12 protein-coding genes are annotated in these 16,701 nt (G+C 71.3%); 6 read left to right on the top strand and 6 right to left on the bottom strand.

Translation table 11 applies throughout. The annotated features are described in order from the left end of the window. Positions 1 to 6 precede the first annotated feature (6 nt). From pulA to ACFT4A_RS37165, 3 genes are all read left to right on the top strand, one after another. The gene (gene pulA / locus ACFT4A_RS37175; RefSeq protein WP_382839597.1) at positions 7 to 5,418 is read left to right on the top strand and encodes a pullulanase-type alpha-1,6-glucosidase; all 5,412 of its coding nucleotides are present in this window, start codon (positions 7 to 9) and stop codon (positions 5,416 to 5,418) included. 73 nt (positions 5,419 to 5,491) lie between these two features. Beyond that, complete coding sequence (locus ACFT4A_RS37170) at positions 5,492 to 7,111, top strand: SpoIIE family protein phosphatase (RefSeq protein WP_382839646.1); 1,620 nt, start codon at positions 5,492 to 5,494, stop codon at positions 7,109 to 7,111. Between the two features lie 31 nt (positions 7,112 to 7,142). Continuing rightward, positions 7,143 to 7,499: a 5-carboxymethyl-2-hydroxymuconate Delta-isomerase gene (locus ACFT4A_RS37165; protein WP_382839595.1), complete on the top strand. Its 357-nt coding sequence runs from the start codon at positions 7,143 to 7,145 to the stop codon at positions 7,497 to 7,499. Between the two features lie 6 nt (positions 7,500 to 7,505). Here the strand turns inward: ACFT4A_RS37165 and ACFT4A_RS37160 are convergent, their stop codons facing one another. The 3 genes from ACFT4A_RS37160 to ACFT4A_RS37150 all read right to left on the bottom strand — a co-directional run bounded on the left by ACFT4A_RS37160 (position 7,506) and on the right by ACFT4A_RS37150 (position 10,788). Continuing rightward, positions 7,506 to 8,195, bottom strand: a complete 690-nt coding sequence (locus ACFT4A_RS37160) for a TetR/AcrR family transcriptional regulator (RefSeq protein WP_382839592.1) — start codon at positions 8,193 to 8,195, stop codon at positions 7,506 to 7,508. Positions 8,196 to 8,289: 94 nt separating this feature from the next. Further along, a complete protein-coding gene (locus tag ACFT4A_RS37155) occupies positions 8,290 to 10,212 on the bottom strand; it encodes a hypothetical protein (protein WP_382839590.1) in 1,923 nt (640 codons plus the stop codon). Between the two features lie 48 nt (positions 10,213 to 10,260). Then, a complete protein-coding gene (locus tag ACFT4A_RS37150) occupies positions 10,261 to 10,788 on the bottom strand; it encodes a tetratricopeptide repeat protein (RefSeq protein WP_382839587.1) in 528 nt (175 codons plus the stop codon). A 145-nt stretch (positions 10,789 to 10,933) separates the two neighbouring features. Here ACFT4A_RS37150 and ACFT4A_RS37145 point away from each other — a divergent pair, with 145 nt between their 5' ends. From ACFT4A_RS37145 to ACFT4A_RS37135, 3 genes are all read left to right on the top strand, one after another. Further along, complete coding sequence (locus tag ACFT4A_RS37145) at positions 10,934 to 11,380, top strand: hypothetical protein (protein WP_382839585.1); 447 nt, start codon at positions 10,934 to 10,936, stop codon at positions 11,378 to 11,380. Between the two features lie 33 nt (positions 11,381 to 11,413). Further along, on the top strand, positions 11,414 to 11,809 hold the full coding sequence (locus tag ACFT4A_RS37140) for a MerR family transcriptional regulator (RefSeq protein WP_382839582.1): 396 nt from the start codon (positions 11,414 to 11,416) through the stop codon (positions 11,807 to 11,809). A 106-nt stretch (positions 11,810 to 11,915) separates the two neighbouring features. Next, on the top strand, positions 11,916 to 12,839 hold the full coding sequence (locus ACFT4A_RS37135; protein ID WP_382839579.1) for an NADP-dependent oxidoreductase: 924 nt from the start codon (positions 11,916 to 11,918) through the stop codon (positions 12,837 to 12,839). 91 nt (positions 12,840 to 12,930) lie between these two features. Here the strand turns inward: ACFT4A_RS37135 and ACFT4A_RS37130 are convergent, their stop codons facing one another. From ACFT4A_RS37130 to ACFT4A_RS37120, 3 genes are all read right to left on the bottom strand, one after another. Continuing rightward, entirely contained in the window at positions 12,931 to 14,511 is a 1,581-nt protein-coding gene (locus ACFT4A_RS37130) for a DUF1996 domain-containing protein (RefSeq protein WP_382839576.1), read from the bottom strand. A 202-nt stretch (positions 14,512 to 14,713) separates the two neighbouring features. Continuing rightward, on the bottom strand, positions 14,714 to 15,367 hold the full coding sequence (locus ACFT4A_RS37125) for a LuxR C-terminal-related transcriptional regulator (RefSeq protein ID WP_382839573.1): 654 nt from the start codon (positions 15,365 to 15,367) through the stop codon (positions 14,714 to 14,716). Next, positions 15,352 to 16,617 (bottom strand): sensor histidine kinase, encoded by a 1,266-nt coding sequence (locus ACFT4A_RS37120; protein ID WP_382839570.1) that lies wholly within the window; start codon positions 16,615 to 16,617, stop codon positions 15,352 to 15,354. Before ACFT4A_RS37120 ends, ACFT4A_RS37125 begins: the two co-directional genes overlap by 16 nt. Between the last annotated feature and the right edge of the window lie 84 nt (positions 16,618 to 16,701).

The raw sequence follows: 16,701 nt of genomic DNA, 5'->3' as shown, positions 1-16,701 counted from the left end.
ACGTCAGTGATACCGAGATGGCGTGCGCCCTCAAGGCGCCGAACCTCCCGTGCCGGACGGGTCGCCGCGGTCACCGCCACCGCGCTGGCCGCAGCACTCGTCCAGCCTCTCGCCGCCGGAGCGGCCACCCCACCGGCGCCTCCGTCCGACGCGAAGCTCGCCGCCGAGCCCGCCCGCCACGACGCCACCCGTGAGCAGTTCTACTTCGTCCTGCCGGACCGTTTCGCCAACGGCGACCCGCGCAACGACAAGGGCGGCCTGACCGGCTCCCGCCTCGCCACCGGCTACGACCCCACCGACAAGGGCTTCTACCAGGGCGGCGACCTCAAGGGCCTGACCAAGAGGCTCGACTACATCAAGGGCCTCGGCACCACCGCCCTGTGGATGGCCCCGATCTTCAAGAACCAGCCGGTGCAGGGTACGGGGGCCAACGCCTCCGCCGGTTACCACGGTTACTGGATCACCGACTTCACCCAGGTCGACCCGCACTTCGGCACCAACAAGGACCTCGAGACCCTCATCGACAAGGCCCACGCCAAGGGCATGAAGGTCTTCTTCGACGTCATCACCAACCACACGGCCGATGTCGTCGACTATGAGGAGAAGTCGTACGACTACCTCTCCAAGGGCGCCTTCCCGTACCTGACCAAGGACGGCAAGCCCTTCGACGACACCGACTACGCGGACGGCACGAAGAAGTTCCCGCCCGTCGGCACCGGCTCCTTCCCGCGCACGCCGACCGCCCCGGCCGCCAAGAAGAACGCCAAGGTCCCGTCCTGGCTCAACGACCCGACGATGTACCACAACCGCGGCGACTCCACCTTCGCCGGTGAGAGCTCCGAGCACGGCGACTTCGGCGGCCTCGACGACCTGTGGACCGAGCGGCCCGAGGTCGTCCGGGGCATGGAGAGGATCTACCAGCGCTGGGTGCGGGACTTCGACGTCGACGGCTTCCGGATCGACACCGTGAAGCACGTCAACATGGAGTTCTGGACGCAGTGGGCCACCGCCCTCGACGCCTACGCGGCACGGCAGGGGCGCGACGACTTCTTCATGTTCGGCGAGGTGTACTCGGCCGACACCGCCGTCACCTCCCCGTACGTCACCCAGGGGCGGCTCGACGCCACGCTGGACTTCCCCTTCCAGGAGGCGGCCCGCCAGTACGCCTCCCAGAGCGGCAGCGCGCAGCAGCTCGCGGGCGTCTTCGGCGACGACTACACGTACACGACCGGCAAGGCCAACGCGTACGAGCAGGTCACCTTCCTCGGCAACCACGACATGGGCCGGATCGGGACCTTCCTCAAGCAGGACGACCCCAAGGCCACCGACGCCCAGATCCTCGCCAAGGACCGGCTCGCCAACGAGCTGATGTTCCTCAGCCGCGGCAACCCCGTCGTCTACTACGGCGACGAGCAGGGCTTCACGGGCGCGGGCGGCGACAAGGACGCCCGGCAGAGCATGTTCGCCTCGCGCACCGCCGACTACCTCGACGACGACCGGATCGGCACCGACCGCACCCATGCCGAGGACGCCTACGACACGAAGGCGCCGCTCTACCGCCAGATCAGCGCTCTCGCCAAGCTCCGCAAGGCCCATCCCGCCCTCGCCGACGGCGTCCAGCAGGAGCGGTACGCGGCCGACGGCCCGGGGGTGTACGCCTTCTCCCGTACGGACGCGAAGCGCGGCACCGAGTATGTCGTCGCCTTCAACAACGCCGCCGAGAAGAAGACCGCGACCTTCGCCACCGGCTCGGCCGGCATGGCCTTCAAGGGCGTCTACGGCAGCGACGCCGCCCTGAAGAGCGACGGCGACAAGAAGCTCACCGTCACCGTCCCGGCCGGCTCGGCGATCGTCCTCAAGGCGGCCGGCAAGCTCGCCGAGCCGGTCACGAAGCCGACGATCACCCTGAAGGCCCCGGCGGCCGGTGCCACCGGCACCGTGGAGCTCTCCGCCGATGTCGACGGTGGCCGGCTCAACCGGGTCGTCTTCGCGGCCCAGACCGGCAACGGCAAGTGGCAGACCCTCGGCTCCGCCGACCACGCCCCGTACAAGGTCACGCACACGGTCGCCAAGGACGTACCGCCCGGCACGGCCCTGCGCTACAAGGCGGTCGTGGTCGACTCGGCCGGCCGCACCGCGAGCGCCCTGGCCGCCTCCACCACCGGCACCCCGCCCGTCGAGGAGCCGCCCAGCGCCTCCTCCCGCGACCACGCGATCGTCCACTACAAGCGCGCCGACGGAAACTACGCCGACTGGGGCCTGTACGCCTGGGGCGACCTCGCCGACGGCGAGGCCACGCCATGGCCCGAGAGCCACCCCTTCACCGGCCGGGACGCCTACGGAGCCTTCGCCTACGTCAAGCTCAAGCCCGGCGCCTCGAACGTCAACTTCCTGGTCATCGACAAGGACGGCGACAAGGACGTCTCCGCCGACCGCACCATCGACGTCACCAAGACCGGCGAGGTCTGGATCGAGCAGGGCAAGGAGACCGTCCGCACGGAGAAGCCGGCCGCCGACTACCCGGCCCCGGACAAGACCAAGGCCGTCCTGCACTACCACCGGGCCGACGGGAAGTACGACGGCTGGGGCCTGCACGTCTGGACCGGCGCCGCGAACCCCACCGACTGGTCGAACCCCCTCGAGCCGGTCAAGACTGATACCTATGGTGCGGTCTTCGAGGTACCGCTCACCGACGGTGCCACCAGCCTCAGCTACATCCTCCACAAGGGCGACGAGAAGGACCTGCCCTCCGACCAGTCGCTCGACCTCAAGGCGAACGGCCACGAGGTGTGGCTGTTGAGCGGCCAGGAGAAGTACCTGCTCCCGCAGCCGGTGGGTGCCGCCGCCGCGCTCGACCTGACCACGTCCAAGGCGGTCTGGATCGACCGGGACACCCTCGCCTGGAACGGCTCCGACGCGGCCGCCTCCACCCAGCTCCTCTACGCCCGCGACGGCTCGATCGCGGTGAAGGACGGCGCCCTGACCGGTGACGCGAAGTGGCTGCGCCTGGCGAAGACCGAGCTCACCGACGCCCAGAAGGCCAAGTTCCCGCATCTGAAGGAGTACGACGCCTGGACCGTCGACCCGCGCGACCGCGACCGGGTCCGCGACGCCCTGCGCGGCCAGGTCGTCGCCACACAGCACGCCGGGAACGGGGCCGTACTCGCGGCGACGGGCGTCCAGATCGCCGGTGTCCTCGACGACCTGTACTCCGGTGCGACCAAGGCAGACCTGGGACCGACGTTCTCCCGGGGCCGCCCCACGCTGTCCGTCTGGGCACCGACCGCGCGGCGGGTGTCCCTGGAGATCGGCGACTCCACCGTCCCGATGCGGCGCGACGCCACCACCGGCGTCTGGTCCGTCACCGGCCCGAAGTCCTGGAAGGGCAAGCCCTACCGGTACGTCGTGAAGGTCTGGGCCCCCAGCGTCCGCAAGGTCGTCACCAACAAGGTCACCGACCCCTACTCCCTGGCCCTCACCGCCGACTCGGAGCGCAGCCTCGTCGTCGACCTGGGCGACGGATCACTCGCCCCGAGTGGCTGGAAGTCCCTGAAGAAGCCCAAGGCCGTACCGCTGAGGGACGCCCAGATCCAGGAGCTGCACATCCGGGACTTCTCCGTCGAGGACCGCACGGCGAAGCACCCCGGCAGCTACCTCGCCTTCACCGACCAGAACAGCGACGGCTCGAAGCATCTGCGCGAGCTGGCGAAGGCGGGCACCTCGTACGTGCATCTGCTGCCCGCGTTCGACATCGCCACCATCCCGGAGAAGAAGGCCGACCAGGCGCGCGTCGACTGCGACCTCGCCTCCTACCCGGCCGACTCCGACCGGCAGCAGGAGTGCGTCGGGAAGATCGCCGCGAAGGACGCCTACAACTGGGGCTACGACCCGTACCACTACACCGTCCCCGAGGGCTCCTACGCCACCGACCCGGACGGCACGGCCCGCACGGTCCAGTTCCGCGAGATGGTGAAGGCGCTGAACGACGACGGCCTGCGGGTCGTCATGGACGTCGTCTACAACCACACCGCGGCGAGCGGCCAGGAGCGGACGAGCGTCCTCGACCGGATCGTGCCCGGCTACTACCAGCGGCTCCTCGCCGACGGCTCGGTCGCGAACAGCACCTGCTGCGCCAACACCGCCACCGAGAACGCCATGATGGGCAAGCTCGTCGTCGACTCGATCGTCACCTGGGCCAAGCAGTACAAGGTCGACGGCTTCAGATTCGACCTCATGGGCCACCACCCGAAGGCCAACATCCTCGCGGTCCGCAAGGCCCTCGACGCGCTCACCCTCGCCAAGGACGGCGTCGACGGCAAGAAGATCATCCTCTACGGCGAGGGCTGGAACTTCGGCGAGATCGCCGACGACGCCCGGTTCGAGCAGGCCACGCAGAAGAACATGGCCGGCACCGGCATCGCCACCTTCTCCGACCGCGCCCGTGACGCCGTGCGCGGCGGCGGCCCCTTCGACGAGGACCCCGGAGTCCAGGGCTTCGCGTCCGGCCTGTACACCGACCCCAACTCCTCGCAGCACAACGGCACCCCGGCCGAGCAGAAGGCCCGACTGCTGCACTACCAGGACCTCATCAAGGTCGGTCTCTCCGGCAACCTCGCCGGCTACCGGTTCACCGACACCGACGGCAAGGAAGTCACCGGCGCCGACGTCGACTACAACGGCCAGCCCGCCGGATACGCCGCCGCCCCCGGAGACGCCCTCGCCTACGCCGACGCGCACGACAACGAGTCGCTCTTCGACGCCCTCGCCTTCAAACTGCCCGCCACGACGAGCGCGTCCGACCGGGCCCGGATGCAGGTCCTCGCCATGGCGACGGCCACCCTCTCCCAGGGCCCGGCCCTCTCCCAGGCGGGCACCGACCTGCTGCGCTCCAAGTCCCTGGACCGCAACTCCTACGACAGCGGCGACTGGTTCAACGCCGTCCACTGGAACTGCGCCGACGGCAACGGCTTCGGCCGCGGCCTGCCCATGGCGGCCGACAACAAGGACAAGTGGCCTTACGGCAAGCCCCTGTTGAGCGCGGTCAAGGTCGGCTGCGAGCAGATCGAGGGCACCTCGGCCGCGTACCGGGACCTGCTGAGGATCCGTTCCACGGAGCCGGCGTTCTCCCTCGCCACGGCCGGCCAGGTGCAGTCGAAGCTCTCCTTCCCGCTGTCCGGCAAGGAGGAGACGCCCGGCGTGATCACCCTGCGGCTCGGCGATCTCGTCGTCGTCTTCAACGCCACACCCGAGCGGCAGGAACAGCAGGTCACCACGCTCGCCGGAACCGGCTACCGGCTGCACCCGATGCAGGCGGCGGGGGCGGACCCTACCGTCAAGTCGTCCTCCTACGCGGCTGAATCGGGCACGTTCGCCGTTCCGGGGCGCACGGTCGCCGTCTTCACCCGGGCCGCGGAATAGCGCACTACGTTGGACGGTGCGGGCCGCGACCGACGGTCCGCACCCCCACGCAGGCCCCGAGGTGCTCCTCGAGATGGACGGCAACGGCACGCAGCACATCCCCGGCACCACCGTGCTGGTCGTGGACGACGTCGCGGCCAGCCGGTACGCCATGGGCGCGGTGCTGAGCCGGGCCGGCCACCGGGTGGTGCCCGTCGCCAGCGGCGGCGAGGCGCTGGTCGAACTCGACGTCCGGCTGCGCGACGGCACCCTGCCCGACGTGGCCCTCGTCGACGTGGGGTTGCCGGACATGAGCGGCTTCGAACTGTGCCGTCGGCTCCGGGCCCTGCCGCCCATGGCCGCCCTGCCCGTCGTGCACTTCTCGGCAGCCCGGACCGCGCCCGGCGACCGCTGCCGGGGTCTTGACGCGGGCGGCGACGCCTATCTGACCGTGCCCGCCGAACCCCTGGAGATCCAGGCCGTCGTCCGGGCCGCGGTGCGCGGAGCGCGCCGCACCGCGGGCGCCGAGACCGTCGTCCACCGGCTGACCCTGCTGTCCGAGGCCGTCATCACGGTGCAGACGGCGCGCTGCCCCCGGGAACTCGCCACCGCGGCCGCCGACGGCGCCGCACGCCTCACCGGCTCGCCCGCCGTGGTGTTCGTGATCGCCCCGGACGGCGAGCCCTACGAGGGCACGGCCCGCAGCCGCCCCGCACCGGCGGACAGCGGCGCGCACCAGGCGGCGGCCCGGCTGGCCGCCCGGCTCGCGGAGGGCCGTACGGGTGTGCACAGCGCCGTCGTCCCCGCGCCGCTGTGGCCGGCCGGGATCTTCCGGCCGGGCGTCGAGGAGGACGCCCTGCTGACCGTGGCGACCGCCCAGGACGGTCGTACGGCCGTGTGCCTGGCCACGCCCGTACGGCGTACGGCGATCAGCGGCCCGGCGGACGACGGGCTGCTCGCCCGGCTCGCCCAGGCCGCCGCGCTCGCCGCCGAACCGCTGCTGCTGTACCAGGTGGAGCGGCACGTCGCCCTCACCCTCCAGCACAGCTTCCTGCCCCGGCCGCACAAGCTGCCCCACCTGCCCGGCGTCGACATCGAGGTCCGCTACGTGCCCGCCTCCCGGCAGGCCGAGATCGGCGGCGACTTCTACGCCGCCCTGCGCACCGGCGACGGCGTCCTCACCGCGGTCGGCGACGTCGTCGGGCACTCGCTGGACGCCGCCACCGTCATGGTCGAGATACGGCACGCGTTGCGCGCCTACTGTGTGGACGAGAGCGACCCGGTCGTGCTGGCCGGGCGGCTCGACCGGATGCTCCAGCGCTACCACCCCGACATCACGGCCACCGTGTGCCTGGCCCTGGTCGACCCCGGCAGCGGCCGGGTGCGGATCGCCAACGCCGGTCACATCCCGCCGCTGATCCTGCGCGACGGGGGCGGCGCGGAGTACGTCGACGCGTGCGGTCCGCTGCTCGGCCTGGGCCTGGAACGCCCTCCGCCGACCGAGCACCACCTGACCCCCGCCGACCGCCTGCTCATGGTCACCGACGGCCTCATCGAAACCCGCGGCATCCCCCTGGACACCTCCCTGGAGCAACTCCGCACAGCCGCCGCCGACGCCCCCACCGGCCTGGACACCCTCTGCGACGTGCTCCTGGGCTGCTTCGGCCACGACCCGGAGGACGACATCGCCCTGCTGGCCCTGCGGTTAGGGTGACCCCGTTGCCCGCCCAGACCAGGAGTCACCGATGCCGCAGATCACCGTCGACTATTCCGCCGACCTCGCGGACGGCTTCGACCGGACCGGATTCGCCAAGGCGCTGCACGAGGCGACCGTCGACATCGCGGCCGCCAAGCCGCCGGCGTGCAAGAGCCGGTTCCGCCCGACCGAGGACGTCGTGGTCGGGCCCGACACCGAGGGACACGCGCATGTGCACGTCCACATCGCGCTGCTCGCCGGCCGGACCGAGGAGACCAAGGCCCGGCTCACCGAAGCCGCGCTGGAGTTGCTGCGCACCCATGTGAAGACCGCCGACGGGATCGTGCTGCACGCCTCCGCCGAGGTGCGCGACCTGGACGCCTCCTACCGGAAGTTCGAGGGCTGAGCGGCCTCAGGTCGCCAGCGTCAGGAGCCGGCCGGCCAGATCGGCGAACGGGCCGTCGGCCGGCTCCTCCTTGAAGATGCGGCGCAGCAGGGCGCCCATCTCCTGGTCGTAGGCGGCGCTCACGGAGGCCAGCGCGGCGAAGTCGTGCACGAGCTGGCTCTCCAGCTCCTCCCGCGGGATGCGCCGGCCGTCCAGCCAGATCAGCGCCGTCGACTCGGCGAGCGAGATCCAGGAACGGACGACCAGCTCCAGCCGCGCGGGCGGATCGGTCACGCCCAGGTGCGAAAGGATCTGGACATACGCGGCCTGCCGTACGGAGTCGACGAGCGCGTTGGTCGTCGAGGAGCCGACCGCGGGTCCGCCCCGCATGAGGGCGGAGAAACCCGGCCCGTGCTCGTCCACGAAGTCGAAGTAGCGGCCCATCACGCGATGCAGCCGCGCTCCCAGCGGACCCTCGTGCGGCTCCACGAAGCGGGCCGCGAGTTCGTCCGCCGCCCGCTGCAACGCCGCCTCGTACAGGCTGAGTTTGCCGGGAAAGTAGTGATAGACCAACGGCCGCGAAATGCCCGCGGCCGACGCTATCTCGTCGATGGAGACCTGGTCGGGCGAGCGGCGGCTGAACAGTTCGAGGGCGACGCCGATCAACTGCTGCCGCCGCTCTTCGACTCCCAATCTGCGGCGAACCCCGGTAGTCATACGAACACCTTACCGATCGATTCCAGCCTCGAACGGACCGGATCGATCGCGGACGTTCAGCCGGGTGCACCGGGCGGGCACGAGAACGGCCCGGTCAGCGCAGCCCGCCCAGCGAACGCCCGTCCCGCAGCGTCCCCTTCAGCTCGGCCCGGGCCCCCTGCTCGCCCCGCAGGGTCAGCAGACTGCCCCGCGCCGACCCGCTGATCCCGCCCGTCGCCCGGATCGACGCGGTCCGGCGGCTGCCCGCGGCCAGCAGGTACCAGGTGCCCGCCTCCGACTTCCACAGCACCCCGGCCAGCACATGCGGATCACGCGCCCCGCACGCCGGGACGTTCTCGGCCTTCGCCGCCACCGCCCCGTACCGCCCGCCCGGCGTGTGGAACTGCGCCAGCACCCGCGCCCCGCCGCCCCGCCACGTCTCGGCCCGGGTGCACACCCACGCCGCCGAGCCGCTCGCGTCCGGCAGCGGCTGCTCGTTGAACGCCCAGGCGTTGACACTGCGCACACCCGCCGAGCGCACCGCGCCCAGCGAGCAGGCGTACGGCTGCCAGGTGCGCAGCGCCGCCGCGCCGGACGCCTCCGACGGCGAGCCGGGCCGGCCGCCGGTGAGCCGGGCCGGGACCAGTTCGCCGAGGTCGCTCAGCAGCCGGGTCCGCTTGCCGTCGGCCAGTTGCAGCACATTCCACGACGTGCACGGACCGGACCTGAGGGCCGGGCTGGCCAGCGGCGCGGTCACCCCGTCGGTGAGGGCGAGGTCCATCGCCCCGGAGCCCGGCTTCAGCAGATCCCGCTCGCCCGCCTTCGACACCCAGGGGGCCGTCAGATAGCGGACGTTGCCGTCGGTCCGGCCCAGGACCACCGCGCCCGCCTCGGCCCGGCCGGCGCCGTCGACCCGGGCGAAGTCGAGGGCGGCGCCCTGTGTGCCGTCCTTGGGCTCTGCGTACCGGGCGAGGCGCAGACCGTCGTAGAGGATCACCACGCGCGCGGCGTCGACCGTCCCCGCGTACAGCAGCTGGGGCGGTCCGGCCGGGCCGCCGGACAGGGTGCCGGGCGTCGCCGACACCTGGACCGCCTCGCCGGGGCGGGCCCACACGGCCAGGGCGCGGCGCAGCAGGGCCGAGTCGCCGGTGAGGTCGCCGCGGGCCGGCCACACGGAGAAGTCGGTGCGTGCCGAGCTCTGCCACGCGGCTGGGGGGACCCGGGTCAGCTTCGCCGGGTCCAGGGCGGCCTGGGCGGCCGGGTTCCGCGCGTACGGGGGTGCGGCGGCGCCGTCGGGACCCCAGCCCTCGCCGGGCAGACCGAGCAGTGCCCCGCACACCAGCAGCGCCGCCCCGGCCGCCAGCGCGGCCTTCAGATGCTGGCGGCGCCGCATCAGGTCCGTGGGCCGGGCCTGGAGCGAGCAGGGGTCGAACTCGGGGGAGTCGAGCAGCCCGTACTGCGCGGGAATCCCGCCGGCCTCCAGCAGCGCGCCGTCCGGGTCGGCGACACCCGCCGCCGTGAGCACGTCGCGCGTCTCGTCGTCCGCGAGCCGCTCCAGGCCGCGCAGCGCGTAGGCGGCCCGGGCCGGTCCCGACAGGGTGGACAGCCGCTGGTCCAGGGCGAGTTCGTCGGCGCCGCCGGACCGGGGGAACAGCTTCAGGCCCCACACCTGGGGCAGCAGCGGCGGCAGCTGGGACCGCTTGGGCCATGCCTTGCGCCGGAGCGGCAGTCCCGCCTCCAGCGCCGTGCGCAGCACCTGGAGGCGGACCAGGGCGTAGCCGGGGTCGCCGTCACGGCCGGTCGACTGGGCCGGGATCACCGGTGCCGGTGTGCGGTTGCGGGGGAGTGCGCGCTGGGTGAGGGCGTGTGCGGTCACGACGCGCCTGCTGCGGCCCAGGCCCGGCGGCAGCACCAGGTAGGCCAGCCGCACGAGCCGCGGGTAGTGCTCGACGAGCGCGGCCTCGGCCTGCTCGACGTCGACGACCGGGCCGGTGGGGGAGGAGGGTGCGGGGCGCTGGGCGACATCCTGTGACTGCACGTTCAGCAGAACGAGCGAATGGTCGGATGGTCACCTGACCGTGGAGCGTCACACTCCCGGCTGCTCCTGCGGCTCCACGAGCAGCCGGGCGTAGTTCGCCATCGACCGCTGGTAGCGGGGCAGGTGCGGGGCCAGCGCGCCCAGGGCCAAGGACAACGCCTCACGGTCCCGGCCCAGGCTGGACAGGCACAGAGCGAGACAGGCACGCACCGGGTCGTCCAGCTCGTCGGACGGGGCGACCAGCTCGGGCGACAGCAGGGCGACGCCCTCCTCGGCCCGGCCGATGTTCCGCAGCGAGCTGGCCAGCTGGATCTTCGTCCGGCGGGCCTTGTAGGGGCTGGCGTCCGCGAGTCCTCGCCGCAGCGCCTCCCGGTACAGCGGGACCGCCTTGTCCGAGCGGCCCGTGGAGTCCCAGGCGCAGGCCTGCTCGAACGGCCCGAGCGGGCTGCCGTCCGGCAGCTCGGCGACGAGGGCGTCGACCTCGGCACGGAAGCGCGCCTCGTCCGCTTCCTCTTCGGCGTAGTCGTCGAAGCGGGCCCACAGCGCGGTGACGCGATCTTCCCAGTCCTGGTTCACCGTGCCACCCTCGCACAGGCGTGCCTACGGAGGCAGCGGAATTTGAGCGCTGGGGGCTCCGCAGCCGTATCGAAGGCGAGAGCCCTTGCCGGGGCTCCGTGCGGCATGCGTCCGGACCGTGCCGTGACAAGGACCGGAGGAACAGATGAGGGTGACCCGACCGATGCTCGCGCTGAGCGGCGCGGTGGCGATACTGGCGCTGGCCGGCTGCGGATCCGGCGGCAAGGACGAGGCGGCCGTGCCGAAGGAAGTGACCGGCAGCCTGGAGCACATCGCGGCCGAGGCCAAGTGCAAGCCGAACATGCAGACCGACGCCGACACGATCCGCCAGGCCCTCTGCAAGAAGGGCAAGGAGAAGTACGTCCTCGCGACCTTCTCCACCGACCGCGGCCAGCGCGAGTGGCTGAACGGCGCGAAGGACTACGGCGGCTACTACCTCGTCGGCCGCAAGTGGGTCGCCGTGGGCCAGCAGAAGACGGTCACGGCGCTGCAGAGCACCCTCGGCGGGACCATGGAGGAAGGCTCCGAGCACATGAACCCCGGCGGCAGCCACAACAAGGGCGGTCACGACGGTGGCGGCCACAGCGGCTGAACCTGGGGCACGCGCGGGCGTAGGCTCTCCCGGATGCGGATAGGCGAGCTGTCCAAGCGCACGGGCGTGAGTCCGCGCTCACTGCGGTACTACGAAGAGCAGGGCCTGCTGACCAGCTCACGCTCCGGCGCGGGGCAGCGTCACTATTCCGGTGCCGCGGTCCAGCGCGTGTCGCTCATCCGGCAGTTGTTCGACGCGGGTATGTCCAGCCGGGTGATCGCGACCGTGCTGCCGTGTGTGGACGTCCCGGACGACCTGGGGGTCGCCGAGGAGACGTTCACGGCGATGATGCGCGAGCGCGACCGGATCGACGCCGACATCGCGCACCTGATCGAGACCCGGGATGCACTCGACGTGCTGATCAGTGCCAACAGCCGACACCGTGCGGAGCTGTCCACGGGCCCGGAACCGGTGGCGCGGTCGGCCTGATGCTGTGATCTGCGCCTCAGCCGGTTGCCCCTCACATCGATGTCAGAGGTGAGGATGGCGGCAACGCCCGGAATCACCGGGCCGGTCGCACGGGAGGCGGCGGAAGATGGGGCAGGCGTGGGGTTTCGGCAGGTATGGCGGGCCCGAGGTGCAGGAGTTCTTCGATCGTCCCGATCCGGTGCCCGGTCGCGGCGAGGTGCTGATCCGGGTCGACGTCGCCGGCGTGAATCCCCTCGACCACGTGGTGCGCTCAGGTCTGGTCGACGGGTTCGACGGCGGGCGTCCGTTTCCCCGCGTGCTGGGCATGGAGGCAGCCGGAACCGTTCTCGCCCGGGGCGAGGACGTCGACGGGCTCGAGGTGGGTGACGCGGTCTTCGGCTTCGCACTCACCGGTGGCGGCACCTACGCCGAGACGACGGTGCTGTCCGCGCCGAACACCGCACGCATCCCGGAGGGTCTGTCCGCGACCATGGCGGCGACGCTGCCGGTGGCCGGGACGACCGCGGTGGACGTGCTCGACCAGCTCGGCCTCCCGGCCGGCGCCACGGTCCTGGTCAACGGGGTCGGGGGCGGCGTCGGCCTCGCCGTCGCCCGGCTGGCCGTCGGGCGCGAGCTGCGCGTGATCGGCACCGGGAGCACCGCCAAACGCGAGCACGCCGAGGCCATCGGGGTGCGGTTCGTCGACTACACCGCCGAGGACGTCGCCGCCGCGGCACGCGAGCTGGTCCCGGACGGCTTCGACGGGATCGTCGACCTGGTCGGAGGCACCTCGCTGCGCGCGGTCGCTCCGCTGGCCCGGGATCCCCGCGAGGTCATCGCCGTGGGTGACATGTCCGTGCCCGACCTCGGTGGGCGTTTCGTCGAGCGTCGCATCGACCGCGAGAACCTGGAGCGGTCCGCCCGGCTGGCCCTCGACGGACTCCTCGCACCCGTGACCACCGCGGTCCATCCGCTCTCCGATGCCCCGGCCGCCCTCGCCACCGTCGAGAACGGTCACGCCTCGGGCAAGGTTGTCATCAAGGTGGCATGAGGACATCCGGCACGGCTTCCGAGCGTGAGAAAGCCGGCGGTGGGAATTCCCACCGCCGGCTTTCCGCTGGCTGAGTACTACCGGCCGACTACTACTGGCAGTTCTCGCCGTTGTTGATGCACTGGACCATCTCGTTCATCACGTTCTCGTCGAAGAAGTTGATGAAGTCGTTGTGGTCCGTGATCGGCTTGTGCAGCTGCTCCGGGAAGGAGTCCACCGCGAACGCGTTCTGGACCTGTCCATTGTTGATCTGCGGCGCCGGGACGTCGTAGACCAGACGGACCTGGAGCTGGGGGATGGCCTGGAAGCCGTTCGAGCAGCTGCCGTCCGCTTCCACGAAGTCCACGTGGGTGCGGTGGTTGGCGCTGTCGATGTTCTGGCCGTCCCAGCAGCTCTGGAAGTTGGACAAGCGGACCATGCTGCTGCCCTCGGGGCAGATCGGGTACTTGTCCGTCACCTGACGGTCCTCGAAGCCGGTGCACGTCCAGGACGTGTTGGCGTTGTTCAGGCCGTTGGTCAGGGACTTGGCGTCACCGGTGATGATCCGCAGGGCCTTCGGCATCGCGACGACGTCGCTGGTGCGGTTGCCCACGAACTTCAGCTCCGCCTGCGCGGGCTCGACGATCTTGCCGACGTTGCCGTCCTGGCCACCGCCCGGCTGACCCGCGTCGATGTCGTCCGAACCGTCCTGGATCCGGATGACCGGCCAGAAGTACGTCGACTTGTCGCCCTGGTTCTGGCAGGTCGTCTCGCCGTTCTCCAGGTCCTCGTCGCTCGCGAAGGCGTTGTTGGCCTGGTTGCCGACGTAGTCGTGCTGGTGCTGGGCACCGTTGGAGACACCCGGCGCCACGATCACGTTGTCCGAGTTGCGGTTCTCGTTCTCGTTGGTGCCGCACTGCGTGGTGAAGGTGCCCGTGGAGCCGCCGTCACCGTTCGCCGCCAGACCGTTCGGCAGGTTGCGGGAGTTCGGCTGGACTTCCTCGATGTTGACGAAGTCCGCGGCCGCCGGGCCGTTGCCGTCCTGACCGCCGTTGCCGCCCTGGCCCTGGTCCTGGCCGTTGTCCTGACCGCCCTGGTCCTGGCCGCCCTGGTCCTGACCCTGACCCTGGTCCTGGCCGTCCTGGTTCTGGCCCTGGTCCTGACCGTCCTGGTTCTGGCCGTCCTGGTTCTGACCGCCCCCGGCCTGGCCGTCATTGGTGTTCGCGTCGGCGTTCATGCCCTGGCACTCGGCCATCTGGGCGAGGTTGCCGGGCGCCTGGCCACCCACCCGCTTGATGTTGATGCCGATCCGGTCGATGGCGGCGGTCCGCTTCGACTTCAGCGGGCCGAGGATGGCGTTGTTGACGAAGCCGGAGTCACCGGCCTGTGCCTGACGCGTGGAGGCGAGCCGGGTGTAGGCCTCGCTGATCTGCTTGTCGAGGTTCGCCAGCTCCTTGTCCACGCCCTTGCGCGCGCCGTCCGGCACGTCGGTCAGACTCTGGCCTACGTCCGGGCACTGGATCGTGGCGACCTGAGCGCCCGCGGACTTCGTCTGGTTCGCCGAGTTCTCCTCATGCGCCGAGGCATAGAAGTTTGCCCAGATCAGCCCGCCCCCACCGAGCGCTAGGGCCGCCGATGCGGCTATGGCCTTGGTGGCCATCGGCGTCCGGCGTTTTCTTGTGTTGCGTCCCATGGAACTCCTCTGACTTCCTTTTTCGGGGGCATGAGGCGCCCGACAGGAGTGAAGCGGCTCCCATCCATACGCAGGGGGTCCCACGGGTGTTCAGAGGTCCCGGAAATTGATGCGAGATTCGTGAGGGCTCTGTGTTCTCAACAACCCATTTCATACCGGGAGTTGTTGATCCCCCACGGTCGGTGAACCAGCGAGTCCGGTTTCACCGGCCGTGGTCGAGATACGCCAGAACCGCCAGCACGCGGCGGTTGTCGTCGTCCGAGACCTCCAGTCCCAGTTTGGCGAAGATGTTCGCGGTGTGCTTGGCGATGGCCCGTTCCGTCACCACCAGCCGGCCGGCGATCGCCGCATTGGTCCGGCCCTGCGCCATCAGCTCCAGCACCTCCCGCTCCCGGGGCGTCAGCCGCGCCAGCGGCCGGTCGTCACCCGACCGGCGCGCCAGCAGCTGCTGGATGACCTGCGGATCCATCGCCGTACCCCCGGCGGCGACCCGCCGTACGGCGTCCACGAACTGCTCGGCGTCGAACACCCGGTCCTTCAGCAGATACCCGACCCCGCCGCTGCCGTCGGCCAGCAACTCACGCGCGTAGAGCTGCTCCACGTGCTGGGAGAGCACCAGCACCGGAAGACCGGGCCGCTCGCGGCGGGCGTCGAGCGCGCACTGCAGCCCCTCGTCGGTGTGCGTGGGCGGCAGGCGTACGTCGACCACGGCGACGTCCGGTTCCAGCTCGGCCAGCGCGGCGGCCAGTTCGGGGCCGGACTCGACGGCCGCCGCGATCTCGAAGTCGTGCGCCTCGAGCAGCCGGACGAGCCCGTCGCGCAGCAGGAAGAGGTCTTCGGCTAGGACAACGCGCAAGGGATCTCCATGGTGACCATGGTGGGACCGCCCGCGGGGCTGCTGACGGCCAGGACGCCGTCGAATGTACCGAGCCGCCGCTCGACTCCGGAGAGTCCGGAACCGGCTCCGATCACCGCACCTCCCTTGCCGTTGTCGGTGACGGACACCCGCAGCATCCCGTCGGCGTGGTGCAGGTCGGCCCAGATCCGGTCGGCTCCGGAGTGCTTCACCGCGTTGGTGAGCACCTCGCTGACGGCGAAGTACGCGGCGGACTCCACGGGCGCCTCCGCCCGCCCGGGCAGGTCCACGCTCACCTCGGTGGTCACCGGCAGCCGCAGCGCCAGCGCCCGTACCGCGTCGCCGAGGCCGCGCTCGGCGAGGACCGGGGGATGGATGCCGCGCACCAGTTCGCGCAGTTCGGCGAGGGCCTCGACCGAGGACGTGCGGGCCTGCGCGATCAGCTCCTTGGCCCTGGCCGGGTCCTTGTCGAGGAGCGCCTCGATGGTGCCCAGGTCCATGCCCACCGCGACCAGCCGGGCCTGGGCCCCGTCGTGCAGGTCCCGCTCGATGCGCCGCAGCTCGGCGGCGGAGGTGTCGACGGCGTCGCGCCGCGTCTCGGTCAGGACCCGTACCCGCTCGGCCAGTTCGCGCTGGCCGGAGCCCAGGACGGCCTGGGTGAGCCGGAAGTGGACGTCCAGCAGCCGCGGGGTGAGGAAGTGCGCGAAGAAGAGGAGGACCAGGCCCAGGGCGGCGGCACCGAACGCGGACACCTGCCCGGTGACCTTGACGAACCCGTACCAGTACCCCTCGGGGAAGACCCGCCACAGCCCGGCCGCGAGCGCGAAGCCCTCCAGCGGGTACAGCCACAGCGCGGCCGGCAGCAGCGCGGTGAGGAACCCGGCCGTCATGTCGACCGGCAGCCACATCAGGTCCCGCCAGGTCGCCGGGTCGCGCAGCATCCCGAACGTGGCCGACCACGGGTTGGCGTCCTTCGGCAGCGGCCGGTACGCCGGCGGGATCCGCACCCCGCCCCACTCCGCCGCGAGCACCCGCCGCCAGTTCGCGAACGCCCGCACCCCCTTCAGCACGTACGGCGTGGTGACGAGCCCGACGCCGATCGGGATGAGCGCCATGGACACCAGGGACAGGGTGAAGCACAGCACCGCCCCGGGTAACGAGACGAGGGCCACCCCCAGCCCCCGTAGCGCGGCGAGCGCGACGCCCCGCCCCTTCGCTGCCCTGTAGCCGCTCTTCGTGTCGATGGTCATGGCGTCAGTCTCGCCGAGCGGGGGTGCGGGGTCACGGGGCCGGGACACCCGGTCAGGGGGTGGTGCTACGTACACCTCGGGACG

The organism is Streptomyces sp. NPDC057099, from assembly GCF_042671245.1.
Taxonomy (GTDB): domain Bacteria; phylum Actinomycetota; class Actinomycetes; order Streptomycetales; family Streptomycetaceae; genus Streptomyces; species Streptomyces purpurascens.
Note: the sequence above shows the minus strand (reverse complement) of the source record. Positions and strands in the feature narration are given on the sequence as shown.

Excerpts from the sequence above, each read along its gene's own strand:
- ACFT4A_RS37165 (WP_382839595.1), top strand. The coding sequence starts at position 7,143 with ATGCCGCAGATCACCGTCGACTATTCCGCCGACCTCGCGGACGGCTTC.
- ACFT4A_RS37160 (WP_382839592.1), bottom strand. The coding sequence starts at position 8,195 with ATGACTACCGGGGTTCGCCGCAGATTGGGAGTCGAAGAGCGGCGGCAG.
- ACFT4A_RS37130 (WP_382839576.1), bottom strand. The coding sequence starts at position 14,511 with ATGGGACGCAACACAAGAAAACGCCGGACGCCGATGGCCACCAAGGCC.
- ACFT4A_RS37145 (WP_382839585.1), top strand. The coding sequence starts at position 10,934 with ATGAGGGTGACCCGACCGATGCTCGCGCTGAGCGGCGCGGTGGCGATA.
- ACFT4A_RS37135 (WP_382839579.1), top strand. The coding sequence starts at position 11,916 with ATGGGGCAGGCGTGGGGTTTCGGCAGGTATGGCGGGCCCGAGGTGCAG.
- ACFT4A_RS37120 (WP_382839570.1), bottom strand. The coding sequence starts at position 16,617 with ATGACCATCGACACGAAGAGCGGCTACAGGGCAGCGAAGGGGCGGGGC.
- ACFT4A_RS37170 (WP_382839646.1), top strand. The coding sequence starts at position 5,492 with ATGGACGGCAACGGCACGCAGCACATCCCCGGCACCACCGTGCTGGTC.
- ACFT4A_RS37140 (WP_382839582.1), top strand. The coding sequence starts at position 11,414 with ATGCGGATAGGCGAGCTGTCCAAGCGCACGGGCGTGAGTCCGCGCTCA.